The sequence below is a fragment of the Zhongshania marina genome (assembly GCF_002915595.1).
Lineage (GTDB): Bacteria > Pseudomonadota > Gammaproteobacteria > Pseudomonadales > Spongiibacteraceae > Spongiibacter > Spongiibacter marinus_B.
In genome coordinates this window covers 58910-82069 of sequence record NZ_PQGG01000021.1, presented here as the reverse complement: position 1 = coordinate 82069, position 23160 = coordinate 58910, and the positions used below count along the sequence as shown (strand labels likewise).

Genomic DNA, 23160 nt, shown 5'->3' with positions numbered 1-23160 from the left:
GCGTTGAGGCTGTAGATTTTCTCTTAAAAACCAGTGTTTTTTGCTAAAATCAGGCATCTGATCAGGGAGTGATGACATGCCCAAGTTCAAGCCTTACAACTACAACCAAGATGCGATGGTTGTGATCAATTTTGCCGAGCAAATTCAGCCTGGTACCTTCGAGTTTACGCTGCACCATCTCATAGAAAATCATATCGATCTGTCAGTCTTCTACGACAAGTACAACAATGACGAAGGTGGTCGCAAGGCCTACGACCCGGCAGTGCTGCTCAAGATTATCCTCTTTGCTTATTCCAAGGGGATCACTTCCAGTCGGGAAATCCAGTGGCAGTGCGAGCACAATATTATCTTTAAGGCGCTGTCCTGCGATTCGGTACCCCACTTCACGCTTATTGCCAGTTTTGTTAGCAACTACCCCGATGCCATTGAAGCGGTGTTTGAGGAGGTTCTGCTGGTCTGTGACCAGCAAGGCTTGCTGGGTTTGGAGTTGCTTGCCATCGACGGGTGCAAAATGTCGTCCAATGCGGCGAAAGAGCACTCAGGTACTTTTGACGAACTCGCACAGAAATCCGCCAAACTCCGCAAACAGATTCAGCACCACATCAAAGAGCATCAGCGCCTGGATGCACGTAAACCCAACGAGAAGGTGCGCCAGCAACGGGCCGAGCAGGCCGCCAATACCCTGTTCAAGCAGTATAAGAAAATCAACGATTTCCTAAAGACAGCAGCCCCAAGGATGGGGCAAGGACAACGGCCAAAGGAAGTAAAAAGTAATATCACCGACAACCAATCCGCCAAAATGCTGACCAGCAAAGGCACGATCCAAGGCTATAACGGAGTAGCCACCGTAGATAAAAAGCACCAGATCATTGTGGATGCCCAAGCCTTTGGCGAAGGTCAGGAGCACCATACACTCAAGCCTGTTCTAGGCAGAGTCGAGAACCGCTTCGAGCGCTTAAACATCAATGCCTCCATCTACGGAAAAGGCTTGGTCATCACCGCTGACACTGGCTTTGCGAATGAAGCCAATAACGAATTCCTGAAGAAGAACCGGATTAACGCCTACATCCCCGACAATCAATTCCGTCAGCGTGATCCAAAATTCAAAGATCAGAAAGCCAAGTACGGGAAGCGCCATCGGGACACAGTGAAAGGCCAGAAGTCAGTCATTCCGGCCAGCGAGTTTACTCTCAATATTACAAAGAAAACCTGCCATTGCCCGACAGGAAAAGAGATGTGGCTGCACAGCGAAGGCACTACCACCGGCGGCAAACTCAAGCTCAGCTTTGAGGGCAGGCTCACCGACTGTCGCCATTGCCCAATTAAGACTGACTGCATGCGCAACCCAGCATCAGCCGATACACGGCATGGCCACGGTCGCCAAGTGGCCTTCACTATTGATAGTGGCAAGACGGCGACAGACTGGATGAAAAAGCGGGTCGACAGTGCCAAGGGCAAACTGATCTACAGTCACCGGATGTCTGTAGTGGAGCCAGTATTTGGTAACATCGGTACCAACAAAGGCTTGAACCGCTTCTCGCTGAGGGGCAAAGACAAGGTTCAAGGACAGTGGCAGTTGTATTGTTTAGTCCACAATATTGAGAAGCTCTCCCGCTATGGTCGAATCGGGTTATATTAGGCGGAACAAGGGCCATTTACAGCTCAAAGTGGTGCCTCAGAACAAAACGAAGCGGCTGATAGAAATCCAAAGGAGCAGGAAGCGTTGTGAAGAAATCCGAAAATAAGCAAGATTTTGAGGCGCGAGGAATCATGCGTTCTGCTAAATCAGAAAATCTACAGCCTCGTTATAAGGCTTTGCCTGAATTCCGTGGGTAACTAGATAATGAGAACACTGAAGGCCTTAATGGCACCGTTGATTTTAGTATCTGTAGGTCTTGTGCACGCTAAAACGGATTTGGTGTCTGGCTACACTCTATACAGCGACGAGTATTTGTTCTCGGTCGCTAAAAAGTGCCTCCTTGAACACCAGCGGGCAAACTCAAACACAATTGACAAAGAGACTGGGCTTCCTGTCCCAGAAATTGACACGCTCGGCATAGGAATTCCATTTGTAGTAAATACGGTGGGGGTTGAGTTTTCTTCCTCTAAAAATGCAATCCATAGCGTATGGTCTATGAGCTGTAGCTTTGATCGGTACACGAGCGAAATACGATCAATATCGAGCTTGAACCCGTCTAGTAGTGAAAGCGACAACGTAAACTATCCGCATTATGATGTACCTGAAGAGTACAAAAACGAAGAAAAAGGCGAAGTACTAATGTTCGGTGTGCGTTTGAATTACGCAGAATTCGTTGGGCGTATAAAGCATGAATCTGTGCAATAAACCTTATAACAATCACGCGCAGTTACCGCTGAAAAGCGCGGCGGGACAGCCAAAACTCCGCGCCCTTTTGTGCATTCGCTCCGCTCAGTGTCGCACAAAATCGCGCTCCATTTTGCCTGCCCCTGGCGTAGGGCGTTATATGGCAAAAGTGATATGAAAGATCTACCTACTAACGTAAGCGCTTACAAGAAGACGCCTGAGTTTACTGAGGAGACAATCCCTGTTGGCCTGCTGAAAGACCACAATACTAAGGCAGGTGTGTGGGGTAAGATCGTAATACTATCAGGTGAGCTTGAATATACTATCCAAGAACCAGAAGTCGAAGTCATCGTGCTATGCGACTCCAATCATGGTGTGGTGGAACCAACGATATTGCATCATATAAAGCCTCTAGGCTCGGTTAGATTTTATGTTGAGTTTTATCGTTAGAGTTCAGCCATATAACAAATTGCTCAAGTCACTCCGGCCACAAAAAGCGCGGCCTCCGTTGGGACAACCTACGCTGCGCTTCGGTTGCCCCTTAGCAAGGCGTAAACGAATGACTGCTTTCCTGAAATTGTTTTGTCAAATTCTATGATTTCGCAGGGCCGCTAATGGGTGATTCGAGGCGATCGCCTGAGTGTGTAAAATCTATCCAGCTCGCCTCCATATTTATAGTTGAACCATCTTTTTTATTTATGTATTAGCACGCTGAGTAAGCGGCCAAAGTCCATTGTCCTCAAGCACGGTACGCAGTGTGAGTAGCGCATTGTTCATGGCAGGGAAGCCCGCGTAAACGCCAATTTGGAAAATAGCCTCAGCGATTTCTTTTGGTGCGCAGCCGACATTAAGAGCGGCGTGAATGTGTAATTTAAGTTCGTCCTGTTTTCCCGTTGCGCTGAGTGCGGCAATAGCTACTAACTGACGCGTAGTGCGCGGTAGCACGTCACGAGTATACATGTCACCGACGACAAAGCGTGACATCTCTTTGGCTAGCTTCTTGTCGAAACTCAGCCACAATTCATAGGGTTTTTCTTCTGTATAACCATTGAAAAGCGCGGCGGCGGTGTCTTGTATTTTCTTGGTTTTCTCGTCTGGCATGATGCTAATCCTAGCTGTGCAGTGATCTGAGGGTCGATAGTGACGTACATGATAAAGCAACATAACCTAAGCTTAGAGGCCAAATTAGCAGTTCAACAGTTAAAAGCTATCGTCATGATTGATAAGTACAGTTGGATAGCTAGCTCACTTAGGGCTATAAAGGTAGCTGACGCAAAACAATGACTAACTCCAAGGGAGATGACGCTATGTCTAATAACAAATGTCCGGTGAATCATGCGGCGGGCACAGGTACGACGAATCGTGATTGGTGGCCAAATCAATTGCGCCTAGATATGTTGCACCAGCACTCCAATAAATCTAACCCCATGGGCGACGATTTTAACTATGCTGAAGAATTTAAGAGTCTAGATTACGAGGCTTTAAAGGCGGATATAGCGGCGGTCATGACGGATTCCCAAGATTGGTGGCCAGCGGACTTTGGTCACTACGGCCCCTTGTTTATTCGTATGGCGTGGCACAGCGCGGGCACCTACCGGATTGCCGATGGCCGCGGCGGCGCAGTCAGCGGCAGTCAGCGCTTTGCCCCCCTGAATAGCTGGCCCGATAACGGCAATTTAGACAAGGCGCGACGCCTGTTGTGGCCGGTTAAGCAAAAATACGGCAAGAAAATTTCATGGGCCGATCTGATGATTCTGACCGGCAATGTAGCACTAGAAACGATGGGCTTTAAAACCTTTGGTTTTGCCGGTGGTCGTGAAGATATATGGGAACCTGAATTAGATATTTACTGGGGCGCCGAAGGCGAATGGCTGGATGACAAGCGCTATTCCGGTGAGCGTGAATTAGAAAATCCACTTGCCGCCGTGCAAATGGGGCTGATTTACGTCAACCCAGAAGGGCCGAACGGTAAACCTGACCCACTTGCTGCGGCGATAGATATTCGTGAAACCTTTGCTCGTATGGCAATGGATGACGAAGAGACGGTGGCACTCATTGCCGGTGGTCACACCTTCGGTAAAACCCACGGCGCAGGTGATGCGGCTCTGGTTGGTGCTGAGCCAGAAGCGGCTGGTATTGAACAGCAGGGTTTTGGTTGGAAGAGTAGCCACGGCAGTGGCAAGGGCGCTGACGCGATTACCAGTGGCCTTGAGGTAACGTGGACGTCTACACCAACTCAGTGGAGTAATAACTTCTTTGAAAACTTGTTTGGCTATGAGTGGGAGTTGACCAAAAGCCCAGCGGGCGCGCACCAATGGCAGCCGAAAGATGGCGCTGGTGAAGGTGTGATTCCCGACGCCTTCGATGCCACGAAGCGTCAGGTGCCGACGATGTTAACAACGGATTTGGCACTGCGATTTGATCCGGCCTACGAGAAAATTTCGCGGAGATTCTTTGAGAACCCAGATCAATTTGCCGATGCGTTTGCTAGAGCGTGGTTTAAATTAACCCATCGCGATATGGGGCCACGGGCTCGCTTCCTCGGTCCAGAAGTGCCGGCGGAAGAGCTGATTTGGCAAGACCCGATTCCTGCGGCTGAAGGCGCGGTGATTGATGAAAACGATATTGCGGCGCTGAAGGCGAAAATTGCGGCGGCGGGGCTGTCCATTGGTGAGTTGGTGTCTACCGCATGGGCCTCGGCTTCTACCTTCCGCGGTTCAGATATGCGCGGCGGTGCAAATGGTGCCCGTATTCGTTTAGCACCCCAAAAAGACTGGGAGGTAAATCAACCTACTCAGTTGGCCAAGGTGCTTAAGGTGCTCGAAGGTATTCAGAGCGATTTTAATGGTGGCGCAAAGAAAGTATCACTGGCTGATTTGATCGTCTTAGCAGGTGGCGTCGGTATTGAGCAGGCTGCAAAAAATGCGGGTCAGGCGGTGACGGTGCCCTTTACGGCGGGTCGTGCTGATGCGTCGCAGGCGCAAACCGATGTGGCATCATTTGCACCCTTGGAGCCAATTGCGGATGGTTTCCGCAACTACGTAAAAGCTAAATACGCTGTTCCCGCCGAAGCATTGCTGGTGGATCGCGCGCAATTAATGAATTTAACCGCGCCAGAAATGACAGTGCTTATTGGCGGTATGCGGGTGCTAGGTACGAATGTTGGTCAAACCCAGCACGGTGTATTCACTAAAAATGTGGGCTCACTTAGCAATGATTTCTTTGTGAACTTGCTTGATATGAGTACCGAGTGGAAGGCGACCTCTGCATCTGAAGAGGAGTTTGAAGGGCGTGATCGTAAATCTGGGGCTGTGAAATGGACTGCCACCCGCGCTGACCTGGTGTTTGGTTCAAATTCACAGTTGCGCGCCTTGGCTGAGGTTTACGGTAGTGCCGATGCCCAAGAACGGTTTGTGAATGACTTTGTTGCAGCGTGGACAAAAGTGATGAACGCGGACCGCTTTGATATCGCTTAATTTGTAGCATTAAAATTAAGTCGGCTAAAGTCAAAAATGCCTCGGGAAGGTAAAAGTTCCCGAGGCATTTTCAATTTCAGATCAGGGTATTTAAACGATGCATGCTTTATTTTTCGTTTAAATATTGCTGCGCTTTTAGCAAAAATTTTTCAGACTGCTTAAAGCCGGTCTCTAATGCGGCATGTTGGGACGTATCGCAAATTTGATCCCAATGGGCAATAACCGCTTCTGGAGTTTGTTGGTCTGGCCCGAGATAGATCCCCTCAGTTTCGAATAATGTACTGATGGCGTATCCACCGGCCCCAGCGCAAAGTATTTGCCGACTAGGCGCATCTTCGTAACACAGTGCCAGTGCGCCAGCTGTTACCGGCTCAGGAACCAGCATGGCGAGCACCTCTGGCGGTAAAATATCTTCAGTCATTCGTGTTGCAGCGGTAGGGGCCAGTGCATTAACACGGACATTGTTTTTTGCGCCCTCAATGCCCAGGGTATTCATTAGGCCGATCACCGCCATTTTGGCGGCACCATAATTGCTCTGGCCAAAATTTCCGTATAAACCGCTGGAGGAGGTGGTCATTACAATGCGGCCATATTGCTGCTCTTTCATAATGTCCCATACCGCTTTGCTACAGTTTACTGAGCCCATGAGGTGAACATCCATGACGAGATTAAAATCGTCTAAGGACATTTTGGAAAAACTCTTATCGCGCAGAATGCCGGCATTGTTGATTAAAATATCGACTCGGCCCCATTTTTGAATGGTTTGCCGAACCATATCTTCGACTTCGCTGTACACCGCAACATTTGCGCCGTGTGAGATAGCTTCTCCACCTGCGGCTTCAATTTCAGCGACAACCGCTTTAGCGGCGTCTGATGAGGCACCGCTACCATCTCGGCTGCCACCCAAGTCATTAATGACGACTTTAGCGCCGCGTTTTGCCAGCTCTAAGGCATGGCTGCGCCCTAGGCCATTGCCCGCGCCGGTGACGATGGCGACTTTTCCATCAAAACGAATGCTCATGTAACAATCCTCAGTTGTATTATTTTTGTTTCCGTAATCATAGTTATAGAGATAGTACACTAGACGAATAATATACTCAGTATACGTAAGGCTATGTTAGCTTAAAGAGCGGAGGCAATTGGCTATGAATAGTATTGAATCCATTTACGAACAATGCCCCTACTGCGGCGAATCTATAGAGTTACTCATTGACGCCTCAGGTGGTGATGAAGAATATATTGAAGATTGTGAGGTGTGTTGCCGTCCAATAAGCATTGTTCTTCGCGTTGATGATGAACAGGAACTGTGTGTTCGGGTGTATGCGGAAAATGACGCTTATTGACGATCAAGCGAAGTACTGCTGCTTTTAAAAAGACCCCGTTAATCCGATTTAAGTCTAGGTAACAAAGCTGTCATAGATATTGCGTTAAATGAAAATGATAGCGGCGCGCAGTTTGGCATCGTAAATTATTTTACATTGGCTTTGATCATATCGGATTGCTTCATGTCAGTTTTGTCTACAGTTGTCATTTCTTTAGAGCCCCAATCGCCCACGGTTATTTCTTTAGTCAATGCGCTTTCTGCTCTCGGTTTTAAGGCTGAGGTCTTCTCTGCAATTGACGGTCGCAGTGCTATGCCAGACTTGCGCGATGCTGAGTCTGTGGATCAAAAAATGTCTGTGCTGCGCCGACGCTCACAGTTAACTACCTCGGAGGTGGGATGTTTTTTGTCCCACGCGCGAGTGATTCAGCAAGCCTTCGATAATGGCGTGGAGAAACTTTTAATCCTTGAGGATGATGTTGAAATATTAGCTGGCTTTGCCGAGGTAGTAGATGCAATTGTTGCATTGCCTAGCGAAGTAGATATGGTGAGGTTGATGGGCTTAAAACGTCGGCGTCGAAAAACTATTGCGACATTGGCGGGCTCTTGGCAATTGGTGAGGCCGCTGCGCGGGTGGTGCGGGGCGCAGGCATATGTGATGAATCGCCCTGCGATGGCTAAATTTTTACGGCAGTATCAAACAATCAGTATGCCGGTGGACGGATTTTACGACTGCTTCTGGGAGACTGATATTCGCGCATACGGTGTTGAGCCCCATGTGGCCGCAGAGCGTAAACACGTCTCTAGTATTGCCAAACCATGGGGAACAATGGCGCCATCGAGGATGACGGAAATACGCTGGCATATGTTTAAATTGTATCGCGGTGTATTGATGCGATATTACCGTTTGGCAAATTTTTCTGATTTCTATCCAAACGCCTTGCCAGACCCCAGTATTAAATTTCCTCGCTCTAATCCTGATTGATTTAGATTTATTCCACTTCACCGAGTTCGTGCAGGCGCTTATACATAGTTTGTAATTGCGGCTCAAACTTTTTCCATTGATCTATGCGGTTGCTATTAATGGGAGATCTTACCTGTGTGGCCGAGGTGGTTCTGACGGCTCTTGGGTTGTTATAAAAGTGCAGGCAATCTTCTTCCCAGGGCAGATCTAAAAAATTCAGCAAGGCTTTTACGGTTGCCTCATAGTCATTGATTAAGGTTTCGTATTCTAAAAAGAAGATTTTATCTGCCAATACTTGTTGCCAGTAGCGATATAGCTCGGCAGCAGCGTGGTAGGTGTCGGCTAATTCTTCTTGATCATAGGTGAAGCGCAAACCGTCGGCAAAATACTGGCGATAGCATCCCCATAAATTATCCATGGGATTGCGTCGGCAGAAAATAATTTTTGCCTCGGGACTGGCGAGATGAATTAAGCCGAGTGCTTTGTAATTTTGCAGATTTTTATCGGTAAAAAACGGTGTTACATGGAGTTCTTTGGTAAGCGTTTGATAATTGTCGCCGATGGCTTTCCAGTCGCTTGGCTGTAGCTCATTTGCCCAAAGCGGAAAGGGTTTGTCGATGCGCTTTTGTCGCAATACCGCGGCGGTAGCACGTTGCAATGCGACTAATTCATCACCTGCGGTTACCATCGAGTGTGTTGAAATAATCTGCTCTACCAAAGTGGTGCCGCTGCGGGGTAGGCCGCAAATAAAGATAGGTTTGGCACTGTCTGCGTCGCGGGGAAGCGGCGTCTGTTTTAAAAGCGCCGGTGTAAAATGTTGGGGGATATTGCGGGTCTCTTGTATTTCCTCCGCGTGATTGTATTCAAGCAAGCTGCGCTTTAGTGCTGCGCCACGTTCAATGTGGAGAAACTGCTTAGCCGTGTCGCCATTAAATTCATAGCCGCGGGCCAGCGCATAGTGAATCCGAGCTTTATTGTGAGCAGACACGGTGGGCTTGTTCAGCACCGCTTCCATGTCGTCGAGATCTTTGCTTTTGATGTCGTGCAGTAGATCTGATCTATTCCAATACGCGTGGCCGTCGAGTGGTGACAGACGTATGCAGCGATCAAAGCTCGCTAGCGCCTCTGGCATTTTGCCAATTTCTTTTAATATAACGCCCTGTTGATTTAAGGCGTTTATATTTGCCGGCTCTAAACGTAAAACCTTTTCAATAGCTTGCAGGGCCTTGTTGTGCTGGCCTAGCATCCTAAGGGCGCTTGCGTGAAAAAGTAGGCTAATTACGTCGCGGGGTTTATTTATTAAATGTTGTTCCGTGGCGGCTAATAATCCGCTGTAGTCGCCTGCCTCGTTTAGGCCTTTAAACAAAAAATGTCCCGCACGTGTGAGCTGGGGAATTTGCGCTAATAATTGCTGGCACAATACGATGACAACCGGCCATTTGCCGTCTTGGGCCAATTGCGCAACGAAGTTTAGCGCTTGGCTCGCCGGCATTACATTGCTGCCTGGGCGACCGGGAAGACTCATGGTGACGTTCTTGCGCTCGTGTTTATCGATCTGCGACTTACCTGCTGATTTTTTACTTTTCATTGCCTGCCAGATTGTAAGAGGGGTGGGCGCGGCACTGTGACTATCTAGACAGAATCTGTTTGTGACGTATTGGCCGCTGCTTCCGAAATTAATTCACATTGTAACGGCTGCTAATCGCTGGCGACAGCGAGTGCTATTAATTTTAAGTCTGAATATGTGTTGATGAATATCTTGTGTAGGCTATAAAAAATCAATAAAAACAGAGTGTTATTGCTATGTTTTGGCTCGTCTAAACGGAGGATGGTGTGGTTAGGGGGCATGTGTGAGAATTTTTCACCATGCAGAACCCCTTTGAAAAACGCGTCTGAAGGAGAATAACAATGAGTCAGGTAGCGCAAGTGCCGCGCCAGCCGCATATTATTGAGGCAGCGGAATTACCCGACCGCTACGCCCGCGGTTGGTACTGTCTCGGTCTGGCGAGCGAATATACCAGTACGCCGGTCAAACTCAATTATTTTGGTACTCGCTTGGTCGCTTATCGCGGTGAAGATGGCGAGATGCATATTCTTGACGGTTACTGCCCGCACATGGGGGCTGATTTAAGCGAAGGCTGTGTTGAGGGTAATTCTATCCGCTGCCCTTTCCACGCATGGCGCTGGGGTGCAGATGGTGTGTGTGATGAAATCCCCTATGCCAAACGCATTCCGTCTAAGGCGGTCATTCGCTCCTATCCAACATTAGAAGAAAACCATTTATTGTTTGTGTGGTTTGACCCTGAGGGAAATCCGCCGATTGAGGAGCAGCGCCCGCCGCGTATCGATGACCTCTTCAGTGATGACTGGACTATTTGGCAAATGGATTTGATGACCATTAATACCAATGCCCGTGAGCTTATCGACAATATGGCTGATGTGGCGCACTTTGGTCCTATTCACGGCGCGCCGATCAAAGAGTTTAAAAACATTGTTTATAAGCACACCTACCGGCAGGAATTAACGGGTGGTTCCGAGTTATTGGCCGAGGATGGCGAACTTAGCTCAGAGGCAACTTACTACGGCCCCGCTTATATGAATACCTATATGACTGGGCATTTTGAGGGAGTGGATGTTGCCTCGCGTTTATTGGTGACCCATGTGCCGATTGATCACAATAGCTTTGATTTGCGCTTTGGCGTGGCAGTGAAAAAAATCGCTGGTATAAGCGATGAGCAAAATAATGAAATGGCGCGTCAGTATACCGAACAGAATCGGACGGCGTTTTTCCAAGATGTGCATATATGGCATACCAAAACCCGCGTAGACAATCCGGTATTGTGTGATGGCGACGGCCCGATTAACCGTCTTCGTCAGTGGTATAACCAGTTCTACTTGGATCTCGCCGATGTGCCTGAATCTTTTAATGAAAAGCGCGAGTACGTAGTGGATTACGCAATTCGTAATAGCTGATTGGTTTAGAAATAAAATAATAGGATCTAGCAATGGATGTTCGCAGCTTAGCTTATGTAGTTATTGAGTCGACGGAGCCGCAGCAGTGGCTGGATTACGGCTGCAATATTTTGGGGCTGATGGTAGCGCCAACAATGCCAGACGATGGCAATGTGTATTTAAAAATCGACACGCGCCCTTACCGGTTTGCGATTATTAAGTCAGAGCATAACCGCTTAGCGTTTTGCGGCTGGGAACTGGCAGATGAGGCTGGCTTTAGCGCTGCAAAAGCGGATTTGCAGGCGGCGGGTGTCGCCTTTGAAGAAGTATCTGCTGCCGAAGCCGCAGCGCGGCGGGTTCGCGGTTTGATCCGCCTACAAGATCCCTCTGGCAATGGCTTGGAGCTGTTCTGGGGTGGTGAGCTGGATTATGCAAAATTCATATCGCCAAAAGGTATTTCTGGTTTTGAAACCGGCGTAAATGGCGATATGGGTTTGGGGCACGCGGTACTTCCCGCCGCGAAATTGTCTGCAACCCACGACTTTTATAAAGACCTGCTAGGCTTTGGTGACAGCGATTATATGCACTTTAAATTTTCGCCAGATCCCGATGATCCAGGTCAGGGCCTGCATTTTATGCATGTAAATAATCCCCGCCATCACAGCTTGGCTTTGTATGAAGATCCGGCTAATCCCGTTGGCTGTGTGCATTTGATGTTAGAAGTTACCGACGTGGACGAAGTGGGTTATTGCCTTGATCGGGTGGAGGAGGCCGGAGTTCCTATTGTGTCTACCTTGGGCCGTCATACCAACGACAATATGCTGTCGTTCTATATGGCGACACCGACAGGCTTTGCAATGGAGTTTGGCACCGACGGCTTACAGATGGATTGGGAAGGCTTTACGCCAACAGTAACTAGTCTGCCCAGTTTGTGGGGCCATAAATTTAATATGCCAGACGCCTAGTTATTGCTTGTTGAGTGCTGCGGTTGACCGCCGCCAATTAGATACCTGGTAGGGCTTGCACTATTTGATTCTCGCCTCGCCAATGAAAATGAATACAGGAGAAGTCCGATGAGCGTAGCGCAAGCTAAGAACAATACTAAAGCCTTGTCAGTTGCAGAAATGATGGCGGCAATTACCGATATGCAGCCGCGTTTGCGCGAGCGGGCGGCAGAGACAAAGCAGCTGCGCAAGGTGCCGCAGGCCTCTATAGACGAATTACAGGATATTGGCTTTTTTCTAGCGCTACAGCCAAAGCGTTACGGTGGGCTGGAGCTGACGCCACAGGATTTTTTCCGCATGCAAATTGCATTGGCACAAGCGTGTATGTCAACGGCGTGGGCGAGTGGGATTATTGCCGTTCACGCTTTCCAGATTGCGCTTATGGATGATCGCGCCCAACAAGCTATTTGGGGTGGCAACATCCATACACGGGTTTCCTCATCTTATGCGCCGATGGGCAAGGTGACGGTAGTGGATGGCGGTTTTAAATTAAGTGGTCGTTGGGGCTGGTCTAGCGGCAGTGATCACTGTACGTGGGCCTTGCTGGGCGCGATCATTCCGGGGGACGGCTACAGAACCTTTTTAGTGCCTAAAGGTGATTATGAAATTATCGATACTTGGCAGTCGATGGGGCTGCAGGGAACTGGTAGCAACGATATTGCGGTAAATGATGTCTTTGTGCCGGATTATATGACTCATAAGCAGACTGATGGTTTTGCCTGCACAAATCCCGGCCAAGCATTAAACACCGCGCCGCTGTATCAGTTGCCCTGGGCGCAGACCTTTATTCGTGTTGTATGTACACCGGCGATTGGCGCTTGCAAGGCCGCCGTCGATCTTTATAAACATGCGGTATTGAACAAGGCCAGTGGCGATCCAACCAAGCTAGCTGGCGATACGCAAGTGCAGGAGCGCATCGCAGCGGCGTTGAATGGCATCGACGAAATGGAGGCGCTGTTATTCCGCAATTTCGATTCGATGATGGCCTTGGTTGAGGCGGGGAAAACGGTTCCCCTAGAAGACCGAGTACGCTACCGCTACCACGCCTCTTTGGTTATCACCAAGAGCATTAATATTGTTGATTCCCTATTTGAAGTGGCGGGTGGGCAGTCGGTGTTTTTGGATAGCGAAATTCAGCAGCGCTTTCTCGATATCCATACCGCGCGCGCCCACGTGGCGAATAACCCCACAAGCTTTGCGCGCAATTTAGGTGGTGTGGGCTTGGGCATGGAAAACGGCGATTTCTTCGTGTAAATCGCGTTTCGGCTAATTGCGTTATTTTTAAACCCAGCATTGCTGGGTTTTTTATTGCTCAAATTTTGAGCATTTTTAGTTGAAAATTCATAGTGTCATAAAATCTACCCATAAGCTTAGTCGCTGTCTGCGAATCAGAGGTGTAACATAGGGTTTTTCCTCACTATTTATTTTAAGGATAGCGGTATTCATGCGTCGAACTAAGATTGTGGCCACCGTCGGACCCGCTTGTGACTCTCGGGAAACCCTCGCTGAGATGATCAGCGCTGGAGTAAACGTATTTCGATTGAATTTTTCCCACGGTACTGCTGAAGAACACGCTGATCGTGCTGCGCTAATTCGTGAATTGGCCGCCGAGGCTGGAGTCTATGTTGGCCTGCTGGGTGATTTGCAGGGGCCAAAGATTCGCCTGCGCAAGCTTGCGGTTGATCCCATCGAGCTAAAAAAGGGTACAGCGCTAATATTAGACACCGAACTTGCCGACGGCGAAGGTGATGCCGGTCATATCGGGGTAGATTACGAGCCCTTGGCGCGCTCGGTAAGCGCTGGTGATGTGCTGCTACTTGACGATGGCCGCCTGCGTTTAAGCGTGGATAGGGTTGTAGGCGAGCAGGTGTTTTGTCGTTCCGAGAGTGTCGGGAAGTTGCAGTCTCGCAAAGGCATAAACCGTCTGGGTGGTGGCTTATCTGCTCCGGCACTGACCGATAAAGACATGGAAGATATCAAGCTGGCGGCCCAGATTGGCCTTGATTTTATTGCGGTCTCTTTTCCTAGCAGCGCAGAGGATATTGAAGATGCACGGCTTAAATTAGAAAGTGCGGGCTGCTTTGCCCACATCATCGGCAAAATCGAACGGGCTGAGGCTGTTGCTAACGATGAACATCTCGATAATTTAATTCGCGCCTGCGATGGTGTGATGGTCGCGCGGGGTGATCTCGGTGTCGAAATTGGCGATGCGAGTTTAATCGGTTTACAAAAGCATATTATTAAACGCGCAAGGGTATTAAACCGCCCAGTTATTACCGCGACGCAAATGATGGAGTCGATGGTAAGCAGCCCAGTACCTACCCGCGCAGAAGTGTTTGACGTGGCGAACGCGGTACTCGACGGCACTGACGCCGTTATGCTGTCGGCGGAAACCGCCTCTGGTATGTACCCCGTAGAAACGGTAAAAGCGATGGCCCGTAACTGCGAAGGTGCTGAGCTCTATCCATCGGCACGTAAATCTAGCTATCGGCTTGAGCGGAAATTCGACACCGTAGAAGAAACCTTGGCAATGAGTGCAGTCTACGCAGCAAACCACCAAGTGGGGGTGAAGGCGATTGTATCGATGACTGAAACCGGCAGAACCGTATTGCTGATGTCGCGGCTGACGTCGGGAATTCCTATTTTTGCCTTTAGCCGCAATCCAGATACCTGCAACCGTGTAAGTTTATACCGTGGTGTTTATGCCGTCGCCAGCGATTCAGCCGGTATAGAAGTTGCCGCCTGCGTAGAGGCAATTCGCGCGCGGGGCTACGTTGAAACCGATGATCTGATTTTGGGTACAACGGGGGATGAGGTCGGTGTAGATGGGCATACCAACACTTTAAAAATTGTGCGGGTGAACTAATTTTGCAAAATTGATTTGTTCGACTTTAGAGGGCTCCATTAAGTGGAGCCTTTTTTGCAGCCCTATTTTTTCGTCCTTGTTCTTCTCGATCTTAAGGTTTAATTATGAAAAGTGCCTATGTCATCGTCGGTATATTGGGGCTTTCTTATTATTTCAGCTACACGCCGCTAGCGATTGCTGTGTTTTTATTTTGTCTTAGCATCCTTAGTTATATTTATTACGCTAGAGACAAAAAGGCGGCAAGATCCGGAGCTTGGCGTGTGCCAGAAAACACCCTGCATCTATTATCGCTGTGTGGTGGTTGGCCCGGCGCTTTATTGGCGCAGCAAAAATTGCGGCATAAAACCCAGAAAACATCTTTTCGTGGCGTGTTCTGGCTTACTGTGCTGCTAAATGTGGGTGGGTTTGTTTGGCTGCATTCGACGGGCGGTGAACGACTTTTGAAGAGTGCCATCGGCGGCGCAGCTGATGTAAGCCGCCGATACATAAAATCCGACGAACTTGCGTCGCGGATTTTATTTTTTATAAAACTTCGTGAAACATAATATTCTTGCCGGAAATTTTAGCCCACCAGTGCCATCGGCACTTCGCGGCCCCATGCGGTATGTTCGATTTCGTGATAGTTGCTCGCTTCTAGCAGTGTGCTTTTTAACATCGCAAGTAAGCTGACCCATGCTGCTTTTGAGTCGCCGCTAAATTCATCGCCAAGCGCCATTTCTAAGGTCTCTAACATGGCCTGAATAAATAAATCGTAGTGGCGCTCAGTAACTCCTTGTTCGCTATAGCGTTGACCCATGTTATGGGCGACGACTTTGAGGCCATCCATATTTTCTAATGAGTGCACTGTGGTGCACAGCATATTAATTAATTTACGGTCTTTGTTGCTCTCAGTGCAATTAAATAGAGCACGTAGATCGGGTGCCAATTGAAAAAGACGTGCATAGAACACTTTGGCAAAAGGTTTGCCGATGGCTTTTATCGCGTGTAAATGAGATTGCACAATGGCAATTTGTTTGGGAGTCATGTCGCGCCTCGCTATGGTTTTTCGGCGTCTGGCGATGGTGATCGTCGCGTCGAGTGATATCTAAGCTCCTTACTTATTGGACACTCTACTCGCGCTGCTGTTACGTGATTATTCGCGATAACCGAGGGGCGCATACATAGTTTGCGTAGTGAATTGCGGTAATTCACTACACCGTGCTTGGCGTTTGCTGGATTTAGGTGCGTGCAGGCCTTATTTGGCTATTCTGCGGCGATTTTTTAGCTCACATTGGCGGCGTCTAAAAATGCGGGCTTTTCGCCACCGCCGTGCAAGGTTAGGGTCGAGCCACTGATATAAGAGGCTAAATCGCTGGCCAAAAACAGGCAGGCGTCGCCAATGTCTTCGGGTACGGCCATACGCCCGAGTGGAATGGTGTTGTTAATGGCGGCGATACCGGCGTCGTCGCCGTAATGCAGGTGGGCTTGTTCAGTGCGAATCATTCCGGCGATGATGGTATTCGTTCGCACTTTGGGTGCCCACTCGACAGCGAGAGAGCTGCTCAAACTAATCAAACCAGCCTTAGCGGCGCCATAGGCCGCAGTGCCCGGCGAGGGGCGCACAGCACTTACCGAGGCAATATTAATAATTACGCCGCCACTGTCTTGGGTTTGCATTACTTTGTTGCAGGATTGTGAGAAATTCAGCGGTGCTAAGAGGTTTAAGCGAATAATCGATTCTGAGAACCTTGGTGATACCGTTGCGGCGTCGGCAGCCGGTGCGCCACCGGCATTGTTTACCAATACGTCAATGCGGCCATATTGGGTTGCGACGGTATCGACTAATTGTTGGATGGCCTCTGCGTCACGAACATCGAGGGTGAAAAAGACCGCATCCCTGCCGTTTGCACTTGGTAGCGATTCTGGTTCGCTGCGCCCGCAAATGATGACGGTGGCGCCGCTTTCTAAAAAGCGCTCGCTAATTCCGCGGCCAACGCCTTTCCCACCGCCGGTGACAATGACCACTTTGGCGCTGAAGTCTAGTTTGTTCTCCATTTTTACTCCGCACTGCATATTATTTTCGATTTAGCTAGATCTGCTCATTGGCGAACCGATATCCGGTGAGTTTACCTTATTTCTGCCGCTTCGGAATTGCCTGCAGAGCCGGAGTGATATCGTCTATTTTCTGCAAGGCCCGCGGCCTGTGGGGTCTAGCGTGATTCTAGTGCGGGGTAGTCTGAAGGGACTAATCTGAAGTGCGTAATCGTATTTGCTAAAGCTGCTGTTTAAATAAGGATTGCGGCGTGCGCGCATCGCTAATTAGTAAAGTGAATGCTCTTTTCGCTAGCATTTACTGTGCGAGGTAAGTTCGATCATTTTTGTTTGAGGATAGACCGTTTTTGCCAGTGTTCGCAGGGGCTTAAGGCGTATACACTAAACTTTTAGTGTCGGCGGTTTTCTCGCTTATTAAGACTAAATAAGTGGGTATAAACGGGCTTCGGCAGTACCTTATTTTGAATAATATAGAGAGATACTTGGATGAGTGAAGGTAAAGCAGTAGTGGCAATTCTGGGCGGCACCGGCGGTTTGGGCACGGGATTGGCACGACGTTGGGCCGAGGCTGGTTACCAAATCATTATTGGTTCGCGCACCCAAGAAAAGGCCGAGATTGCGGCGCAAGCCTTGCGTGAACTTATGCAGGAGCGCGGCGTGGCCGAGGTGTCGGTAGCGGCGATGGACAATGTTGCGGCGGCAACAGCGGCAGATATTGCGGCTTTAACAGTTCCTTTTGCTCACCACGCCGACACGCTGCGCAGCGTAAAAGCGGCTTTGCAGGGTAAAATTTTAATCGATGTGACTGTGCCTTTGGTTCCGCCTAAAGTTGCTCGCGTGCAGTTGCCGGAAGAGGGCTCTGCGGGGCAGATCGCTCAAAATATTTTGGGCGAAGGGGTAAATGTGGTTTCTGCCTTCCAGAATGTAGCCGCGGTACATTTGCAGGAAGGCCAAGGTATGGACTGCGATGTGCTGGTGTGTGGCGACAATAAAGAAGCGCGGGCCAAGGTTATAGAATTAGTAGAAGCGGCTGGTTTACGCGGCTTTCACGCTGGCAGTATCGCCAATGCAGCGGCGGTAGAGGCGATGACGTCGCTACTTATTTTTATAAACAAGCAGTACAAATGTCATGCCGGAATTAAATTAACTGGGCTGGATCATTAATTCGATGAGTTCGTCACTCGTTCTTCATGCGGTACCGGGAATTCCTATGGTTGAGCCCGGTGATGATCTTGCCGAGCTGATAATAGCGGCCCTCGAAGGGGCTGAGCTCAGTCTGCAACACGACGATGTGTTGGTGTTGGCGCAAAAAATTGTCTCCAAAGCAGAGGGTCGCTACGCCTACTTAAATGACATAGAGCCAAGCGCCCAAGCCCGTGAACTGGCTGAGCAGTGCGATAAAGACCCTCGTCATATGCAGGTGCTTTTAAATGAATCCCGCGAGGTAATTCGTCGCCGTCCAGGTGTAGTGATTGTTGAGCATGTGCTTGGCTATGTTCACGCCAATGCGGGGATTGATCGCTCTAATATTCGTAGCGACGACGATAATCCCCGTTTGCTATTGTTACCAGAGAACCCAGATCGCAGTGCTGCGCAGCTAAGAGATACCCTCAAGGCGCGCCTAGGGCTATCGGTGAATATTGTTATTAACGACAGTGCCGGCCGTGCGTGGCGCAATGGCACCTTAGGTTTTGCAATCGGCACCGCCGGTTTCGAGGCGCTAGAAAATCGGATTGGTGAACAAGACTTATACGGTCGGCCGCTTGAGGTTACTGAAGTCGCCGTTGCCGACGAATTAGCGGCGGCGGCCTCCTTTGTGATGGGGCAAGGCGACGAGGCACTGCCCTTGGTACTTATTCGCGGCGCGAAATTGCGGCCGTCTAGTGATGGCTCCAAGGCCTTAATTCGCGAACGAGAAAAGGATATGTTTCGCTGATGAGCGACGTAAAACATCCAAACCAAATGGCATTTAGCGGTAAAGTGCTGGCCTTGAGTGGCGGTGTGGGCGGCGCGAAATTATGTCGGGGTTTGACGGCGGTATTAAATGCAGAGCAACTAACGATTGCGGCCAATACCGGTGATGATTTCGATTATTGGGATTTGCGCATTTGCCCTGATTTAGATTCGGTAATGTACGCGCTGGCGGATTTAAACGACGAAGAGCGTGGCTGGGGTTTGCGCGACGAAACTTGGAGGACACTGATTGCCATGCGCCGGTTGGGGGGCGACGAGTGGTTTCAAATTGGCGATCAAGATTTGGCGACCCATATGCTCAGAACCCAGCTATTGCGCGCAGGTCACTCGCTGTCGGCGGCAACCAAGCAAATTGCAGCGGGTTTAGGAGTTACACACACATTGCTGCCAATGTCAGAACAGACAGTTGCCACTAAGGTGAGTACTGATCAAGGCTGGCTCGATTTTCAGCAATATTTTGTGCGAGATAAATGCCAACCCGAGGTGCGCGGCTTGCGTTTTGAAGGTGCAGATACCGCGCAATTAAACCCCCTGCTAAAAAATGTGCTGCAAGACGACGAGTTGGCGGCGATTGTGGTTTGTCCTTCCAATCCGTTTGTGAGTATTGATCCTATTCTGAGTTTGCCCGATTGCGTGGGCTTACTTAAAGAAGCCTCTGCACCAGTCATTGCGGTGTCGCCCATTATTGCTGGCCGCGCAGTGAAGGGGCCAGCCGCCAAAATGATGCGGGAGCTAGATATGCCCGCCACCGCACTTGCAGTTGCCGAGTATTACGGTGACTTGCTCGACGGTTATGTATTGGATGAGTCGGATGTGGAGTACAGTGACGACATCGTCGCGATGGGAATTAAAGTGTGTGTGGCTCCCACATTGATGACGGATTTGCCGAGTAAAACATCCTTGGCAGAAAGGGTTTTAAGCTTTGCTGCGAGTTGGGACGGTTGAGTATTGGGCCGTTGATGTCCTCGCGGAATATTGATAATAAAAGTAAACGGACAGAAGCGTATAACACTATGTGGGCACTATTGCCGTTAAAGGATTTTGTACAAGCCAAGCAGCGTTTAGCAGGCACATTAACTGTCTCTGAGCGACGGGGTTTATTTCACGCGATGGTCGAGGATGTGCTGACAGTATTAGCAGCGCACCCCAGTTTTGAGCGTATTGTGGTGGTGTCAGACGATCCCGCAGCGCAGTTGTTAGCAGAGCACTATGGCATTGATTGCTGGTCTGAGCGCGAATTAGGTGTGAGTGGTTTGAACGCCGTTGTTAGCGCGGCGTTGCAAAAAATGGCTGGATTGCAGCTAGGTTTGCCGCAAGTAACTAGTGCAATGGTCGTACACGGCGATTTGCCCTTGTTGGGCGCGCAGGAATTAAACACGCTAATTGATCAGCATACTGAATTAATGAAAACGCATTCATCAGCGGTCACTATCGCGACTGATCGTCATGGTCGCGGTAGCAATATTTTGGTGTGCGATCCCGCACGGGCACCGACCTTAGCCTATGGGCAGGACAGTTGTGAGGCCCACTATGCAGCAGCGACCGCTATGCACTTACCTGCGCAGATACTTGCCTTGCAGGGGATTTCTCAGGACATCGATACCCGTGAGGACCTGCAGCATTTACTCTCTATGGCGCCGACCTCTGCTGCGGAGCGAACCTTGACGTATTTATTTCAAGCAGGCATTGCACAGCGTTTGCAGCATTTGCAAAGTGGGCCGGCAAACACATCTACGCCAGTTTGGAGCGCAGTATGACGACCTTGGACTCTATACTGCCGGTGCAAAATGACGCGGGCGTGACTGCTGAGCAGGCTTTATTGCTAGCGGATATGACTGAGACTTCGGCGTTGATGGCAGCGGCGGCGCGTATTCGTGATCGCGGTTTTTACAACGGGGTAAGTTATTCTCGCAAGGTGTTTATACCACTTACCCATTTGTGCCGAGACGTCTGCCATTACTGTACCTTTGCGAAAACACCTAAGAAAATTGAGCAAGCTTATTTACCGGTAGAGCAAGTTTTGGCGCAGGTTAAAGTCGCCGAGAGCATGGGCTGCAAAGAGGCGTTGTTTACGCTTGGCGAGAAACCCGAGTTGCGTTACAAAGCAGCGCGCGAGGCCCTTGCTGAAATGGGTTTTGCGACGACATTAGAATACCTCGCCCATGTTGCGGGCCGAGTTTTGGCAGAAACCAATGTGCTGCCGCATATCAATGCGGGCTGTATGGACGACGCCGAGATTGCAATGCTGCGACCGGTGTCTGCATCAATGGGTATCATGCTTGAATCCGCCGCTAGTCGTTTATGCGAAAAGGGCATGCCACATTACGGCTCGCCAGATAAAGCCCCAGCACTGCGTTTAGAAACCATTGCAAGGGCTGGCCGCGCGGCGGTGCCGTTTACGTCTGGAATCTTAATTGGGATTGGCGAAACCCGCCGCGAGCGCGTTGAATCCCTGTTAGCTTTGCGTGATTTACATGAGCGCTATGGCCATATTCAAGAAATCATCGTGCAAAATTTTAGGGCCAAACCCAATACCAAAATGGCCACCGCTCCGGAGCCCGATTTGAACGAGCTGCTGTGGACGATTGCGATTGCACGTTTGATTTTTGGCGCGCAAATGAGCATTCAAGCACCGCCAAATTTGAGCCCTGGTGTGTTGCCACAATTGGTTTCTGCCGGCCTTAATGACTGGGGCGGCGTATCGCCACTTACTCCCGACTTTGTAAACCCCGAAGCGCCTTGGCCGCATTTGGAAACACTGGCGAAAGAAACCGCCGGTGCCGGTAAGCACCTGCATGAGCGCCTGACGATTTATCCTAAATATCTGCGCGATTACACGCGCTGGTTAGATCCTGCGCTGCACACCAAGGTGCTGCATTACTGCGACGGGCAGGGTTTGCCCAAGGAAGATAGCTGGGTTGCAGGCCAAGACATAGAGGCGCCGGCGGCGGATCTTGCTTTACTGAGCGACGATGTCGCTGAGTTGAAAAAATACGCACCAGTGTCCGCAGACATTAATTCGCTAATCGAACGTGCGCTGCGGGCAGAAGCCCTAAGTGAGAATGAGATTGTACGATTGTTCAGCGCTAGGGGAAGCGACTTTGCCGCAATTTGTCGCGCCGCCGATCAGTTGCGTCAGCGGCGCTGCGGGAATCAGGTGAGTTATGTTGTGACCCGCAATATAAATTACACCAATGTGTGTTATTTCAAATGTCAGTTCTGCGCGTTTTCTAAAGGGAAGTTAAGCGAAAATTTACGTGGCCGCCCCTATGATTTGTCTGGCGAAGAAATCGCTCGACGGGCAAGTGAGGCTTGGCAGCGCGGTGCCACAGAAGTGTGTATGCAGGGGGGAATTCATCCAGAATACACCGGCCAAACCTATATCGATATTGTGGCGACATTGCGAGCCGCAACGCCGGATATGCATATTCACGCTTTTTCGCCACTGGAAGTGTGGCAGGGCGCAGAAACGCTGGGGCTAGATTTAGAGACCTATTTGCAGCAGCTAAAAGAAGCCGGCTTACATACTTTGCCAGGCACCGCAGCAGAGGTGTTAGATGACGAGGTGCGGGCGGTATTATGCCCAGACAAAATTAATTCCGAGCAGTGGCTAACGGTGATGAAAACCGCCCACAGGGTGGGGCTGCGCTCAACGGCAACCATTATGTATGGTCATGTTGACGGATATCAGTCCTGGGCGCGGCATTTATTACGGGTTAGGCAGGTGCAGCTAGAAACTGGCGGCTTTACCGAATTTGTACCGCTGCCCTTTGTGCCGCAGGAAGCGCCAATTTACCTAAAGGGCAAGGCGAGGCGGGGGCCGAGTTTCCGCGAAGCAATCTTAATGCACGCCGTTGCACGATTGGTTTTTAATGGCTTGATCGACAATATTCAGGCGTCCTGGGTGAAAATGGGCGAGCAGGGTGTTGAGGCTCTACTCAATGCCGGAGTCAATGACCTCGGCGGCACTTTAATGAACGAAACCATCACCCGTGCTGCCGGTGCGGTGCACGGCCAGGAAGTCGCGCCAGAGCAAATGGAGGCCCGAATACGCCGTGCGGGTCGAGTGCCGTTTCAGCGTAATACCTTGTATGGCCCCGCAGATGAGCAGCAGCGCCAGCGTTCACTGTTTGCCGCACCCCTAGCCGATATTGTTAATACCCCTGCGGATAAATATGAGCGCAGTAAATTGACCAGCGACGAGGCTTTAATCGCGATCGGTTAAGCGCTCACCAAACCATAATAAGGA

Annotated in this window: 21 protein-coding genes; 16 read left to right on the top strand and 5 right to left on the bottom strand. The window is 49.9% G+C overall.

The features are described from left to right. Positions 1-76 precede the first annotated feature (76 nt). From C0068_RS09855 to C0068_RS09845, 3 genes are all read left to right on the top strand, one after another. On the top strand, positions 77-1639 hold the full coding sequence (locus C0068_RS09855; RefSeq protein ID WP_103682677.1) for a transposase: 1563 nt from the start codon (positions 77-79) through the stop codon (positions 1637-1639). 204 nt (positions 1640-1843) lie between these two features. After that, positions 1844-2344 carry a hypothetical protein gene (locus tag C0068_RS09850; RefSeq protein WP_103684333.1) on the top strand — a complete coding sequence of 167 codons (501 nt, stop codon included), beginning with the start codon at positions 1844-1846 and terminating at the stop codon, positions 2342-2344. Between the two features lie 153 nt (positions 2345-2497). Then, positions 2498-2773: a TehB family protein gene (locus C0068_RS09845; protein WP_103684332.1), complete on the top strand. Its 276-nt coding sequence runs from the start codon at positions 2498-2500 to the stop codon at positions 2771-2773. 246 nt (positions 2774-3019) lie between these two features. Here C0068_RS09845 and C0068_RS09840 read toward each other — a convergent pair whose 3' ends face one another. Further along, on the bottom strand, positions 3020-3424 hold the full coding sequence (locus tag C0068_RS09840; protein ID WP_103684331.1) for a carboxymuconolactone decarboxylase family protein: 405 nt from the start codon (positions 3422-3424) through the stop codon (positions 3020-3022). Between the two features lie 206 nt (positions 3425-3630). On the opposite strand from C0068_RS09840, the gene katG reads away from it, so the two are divergent. After that, the gene (gene katG / locus C0068_RS09835; protein WP_103684330.1) at positions 3631-5799 is read left to right on the top strand and encodes a catalase/peroxidase HPI; all 2169 of its coding nucleotides are present in this window, start codon (positions 3631-3633) and stop codon (positions 5797-5799) included. A gap of 106 nt (positions 5800-5905) precedes the next feature. Here the strand turns inward: katG and C0068_RS09830 are convergent, their stop codons facing one another. Beyond that, positions 5906-6820 carry an SDR family NAD(P)-dependent oxidoreductase gene (locus C0068_RS09830; RefSeq protein WP_103684329.1) on the bottom strand — a complete coding sequence of 305 codons (915 nt, stop codon included), beginning with the start codon at positions 6818-6820 and terminating at the stop codon, positions 5906-5908. Between the two features lie 124 nt (positions 6821-6944). Between C0068_RS09830 and C0068_RS09825 the strand changes: the two genes are divergently transcribed. Together C0068_RS09825 and C0068_RS09820 are read left to right on the top strand one after the other, a co-directional pair. Further along, a complete protein-coding gene (locus C0068_RS09825) occupies positions 6945-7142 on the top strand; it encodes a CPXCG motif-containing cysteine-rich protein (protein WP_103684328.1) in 198 nt (65 codons plus the stop codon). A gap of 162 nt (positions 7143-7304) precedes the next feature. Continuing rightward, positions 7305-8105: a glycosyltransferase family 25 protein gene (locus tag C0068_RS09820; RefSeq protein ID WP_103684327.1), complete on the top strand. Its 801-nt coding sequence runs from the start codon at positions 7305-7307 to the stop codon at positions 8103-8105. A 7-nt stretch (positions 8106-8112) separates the two neighbouring features. Here the strand turns inward: C0068_RS09820 and C0068_RS09815 are convergent, their stop codons facing one another. Further along, complete coding sequence (locus C0068_RS09815) at positions 8113-9672, bottom strand: tetratricopeptide repeat-containing sulfotransferase family protein (RefSeq protein WP_103684326.1); 1560 nt, start codon at positions 9670-9672, stop codon at positions 8113-8115. 320 nt (positions 9673-9992) lie between these two features. Between C0068_RS09815 and C0068_RS09810 the strand changes: the two genes are divergently transcribed. From C0068_RS09810 to C0068_RS09790, 5 genes are all read left to right on the top strand, one after another. Then, positions 9993-11057 (top strand): 3-ketosteroid-9-alpha-monooxygenase, oxygenase component, encoded by a 1065-nt coding sequence (locus C0068_RS09810; protein WP_103684325.1) that lies wholly within the window; start codon positions 9993-9995, stop codon positions 11055-11057. A 32-nt stretch (positions 11058-11089) separates the two neighbouring features. Continuing rightward, the gene (locus C0068_RS09805) at positions 11090-12001 is read left to right on the top strand and encodes a VOC family protein (RefSeq protein WP_103684324.1); all 912 of its coding nucleotides are present in this window, start codon (positions 11090-11092) and stop codon (positions 11999-12001) included. A 108-nt stretch (positions 12002-12109) separates the two neighbouring features. Further along, positions 12110-13294, top strand: coding sequence for an acyl-CoA dehydrogenase family protein (locus tag C0068_RS09800; RefSeq protein ID WP_103684323.1), 1185 nt, complete (start codon positions 12110-12112; stop codon positions 13292-13294). 190 nt (positions 13295-13484) lie between these two features. Beyond that, the gene (gene pyk, locus C0068_RS09795) at positions 13485-14906 is read left to right on the top strand and encodes a pyruvate kinase (RefSeq protein ID WP_233208790.1); all 1422 of its coding nucleotides are present in this window, start codon (positions 13485-13487) and stop codon (positions 14904-14906) included. Between the two features lie 104 nt (positions 14907-15010). Next, complete coding sequence (locus tag C0068_RS09790; RefSeq protein WP_103684321.1) at positions 15011-15451, top strand: DUF1294 domain-containing protein; 441 nt, start codon at positions 15011-15013, stop codon at positions 15449-15451. Positions 15452-15468: 17 nt separating this feature from the next. Here C0068_RS09790 and C0068_RS09785 read toward each other — a convergent pair whose 3' ends face one another. After that, complete coding sequence (locus C0068_RS09785) at positions 15469-15930, bottom strand: globin domain-containing protein (RefSeq protein WP_103684320.1); 462 nt, start codon at positions 15928-15930, stop codon at positions 15469-15471. A 236-nt stretch (positions 15931-16166) separates the two neighbouring features. Continuing rightward, positions 16167-16940: an SDR family oxidoreductase gene (locus tag C0068_RS09780; protein ID WP_103684319.1), complete on the bottom strand. Its 774-nt coding sequence runs from the start codon at positions 16938-16940 to the stop codon at positions 16167-16169. Between the two features lie 483 nt (positions 16941-17423). Here C0068_RS09780 and npdG point away from each other — a divergent pair, with 483 nt between their 5' ends. The 5 genes from npdG (at position 17424) to cofH (ending at position 23136) form a co-directional block, all read left to right on the top strand. Continuing rightward, entirely contained in the window at positions 17424-18101 is a 678-nt protein-coding gene (gene npdG, locus C0068_RS09775) for an NADPH-dependent F420 reductase (protein WP_103684318.1), read from the top strand. Between the two features lie 4 nt (positions 18102-18105). After that, the gene (gene cofE / locus C0068_RS09770; protein ID WP_103684317.1) at positions 18106-18873 is read left to right on the top strand and encodes a coenzyme F420-0:L-glutamate ligase; all 768 of its coding nucleotides are present in this window, start codon (positions 18106-18108) and stop codon (positions 18871-18873) included. After that, positions 18873-19856, top strand: coding sequence for a 2-phospho-L-lactate transferase (gene cofD, locus C0068_RS09765; RefSeq protein ID WP_233208789.1), 984 nt, complete (start codon positions 18873-18875; stop codon positions 19854-19856). Before cofE ends, cofD begins: the two co-directional genes overlap by 1 nt. A 68-nt stretch (positions 19857-19924) precedes the next feature. After that, positions 19925-20668, top strand: coding sequence for a 2-phospho-L-lactate guanylyltransferase (cofC, locus tag C0068_RS09760; protein WP_158249970.1), 744 nt, complete (start codon positions 19925-19927; stop codon positions 20666-20668). Beyond that, on the top strand, positions 20665-23136 hold the full coding sequence (gene cofH, locus C0068_RS09755; protein WP_103684315.1) for a 5-amino-6-(D-ribitylamino)uracil--L-tyrosine 4-hydroxyphenyl transferase CofH: 2472 nt from the start codon (positions 20665-20667) through the stop codon (positions 23134-23136). Before cofC ends, cofH begins: the two co-directional genes overlap by 4 nt. Positions 23137-23160: the final 24 nt, after the last annotated feature.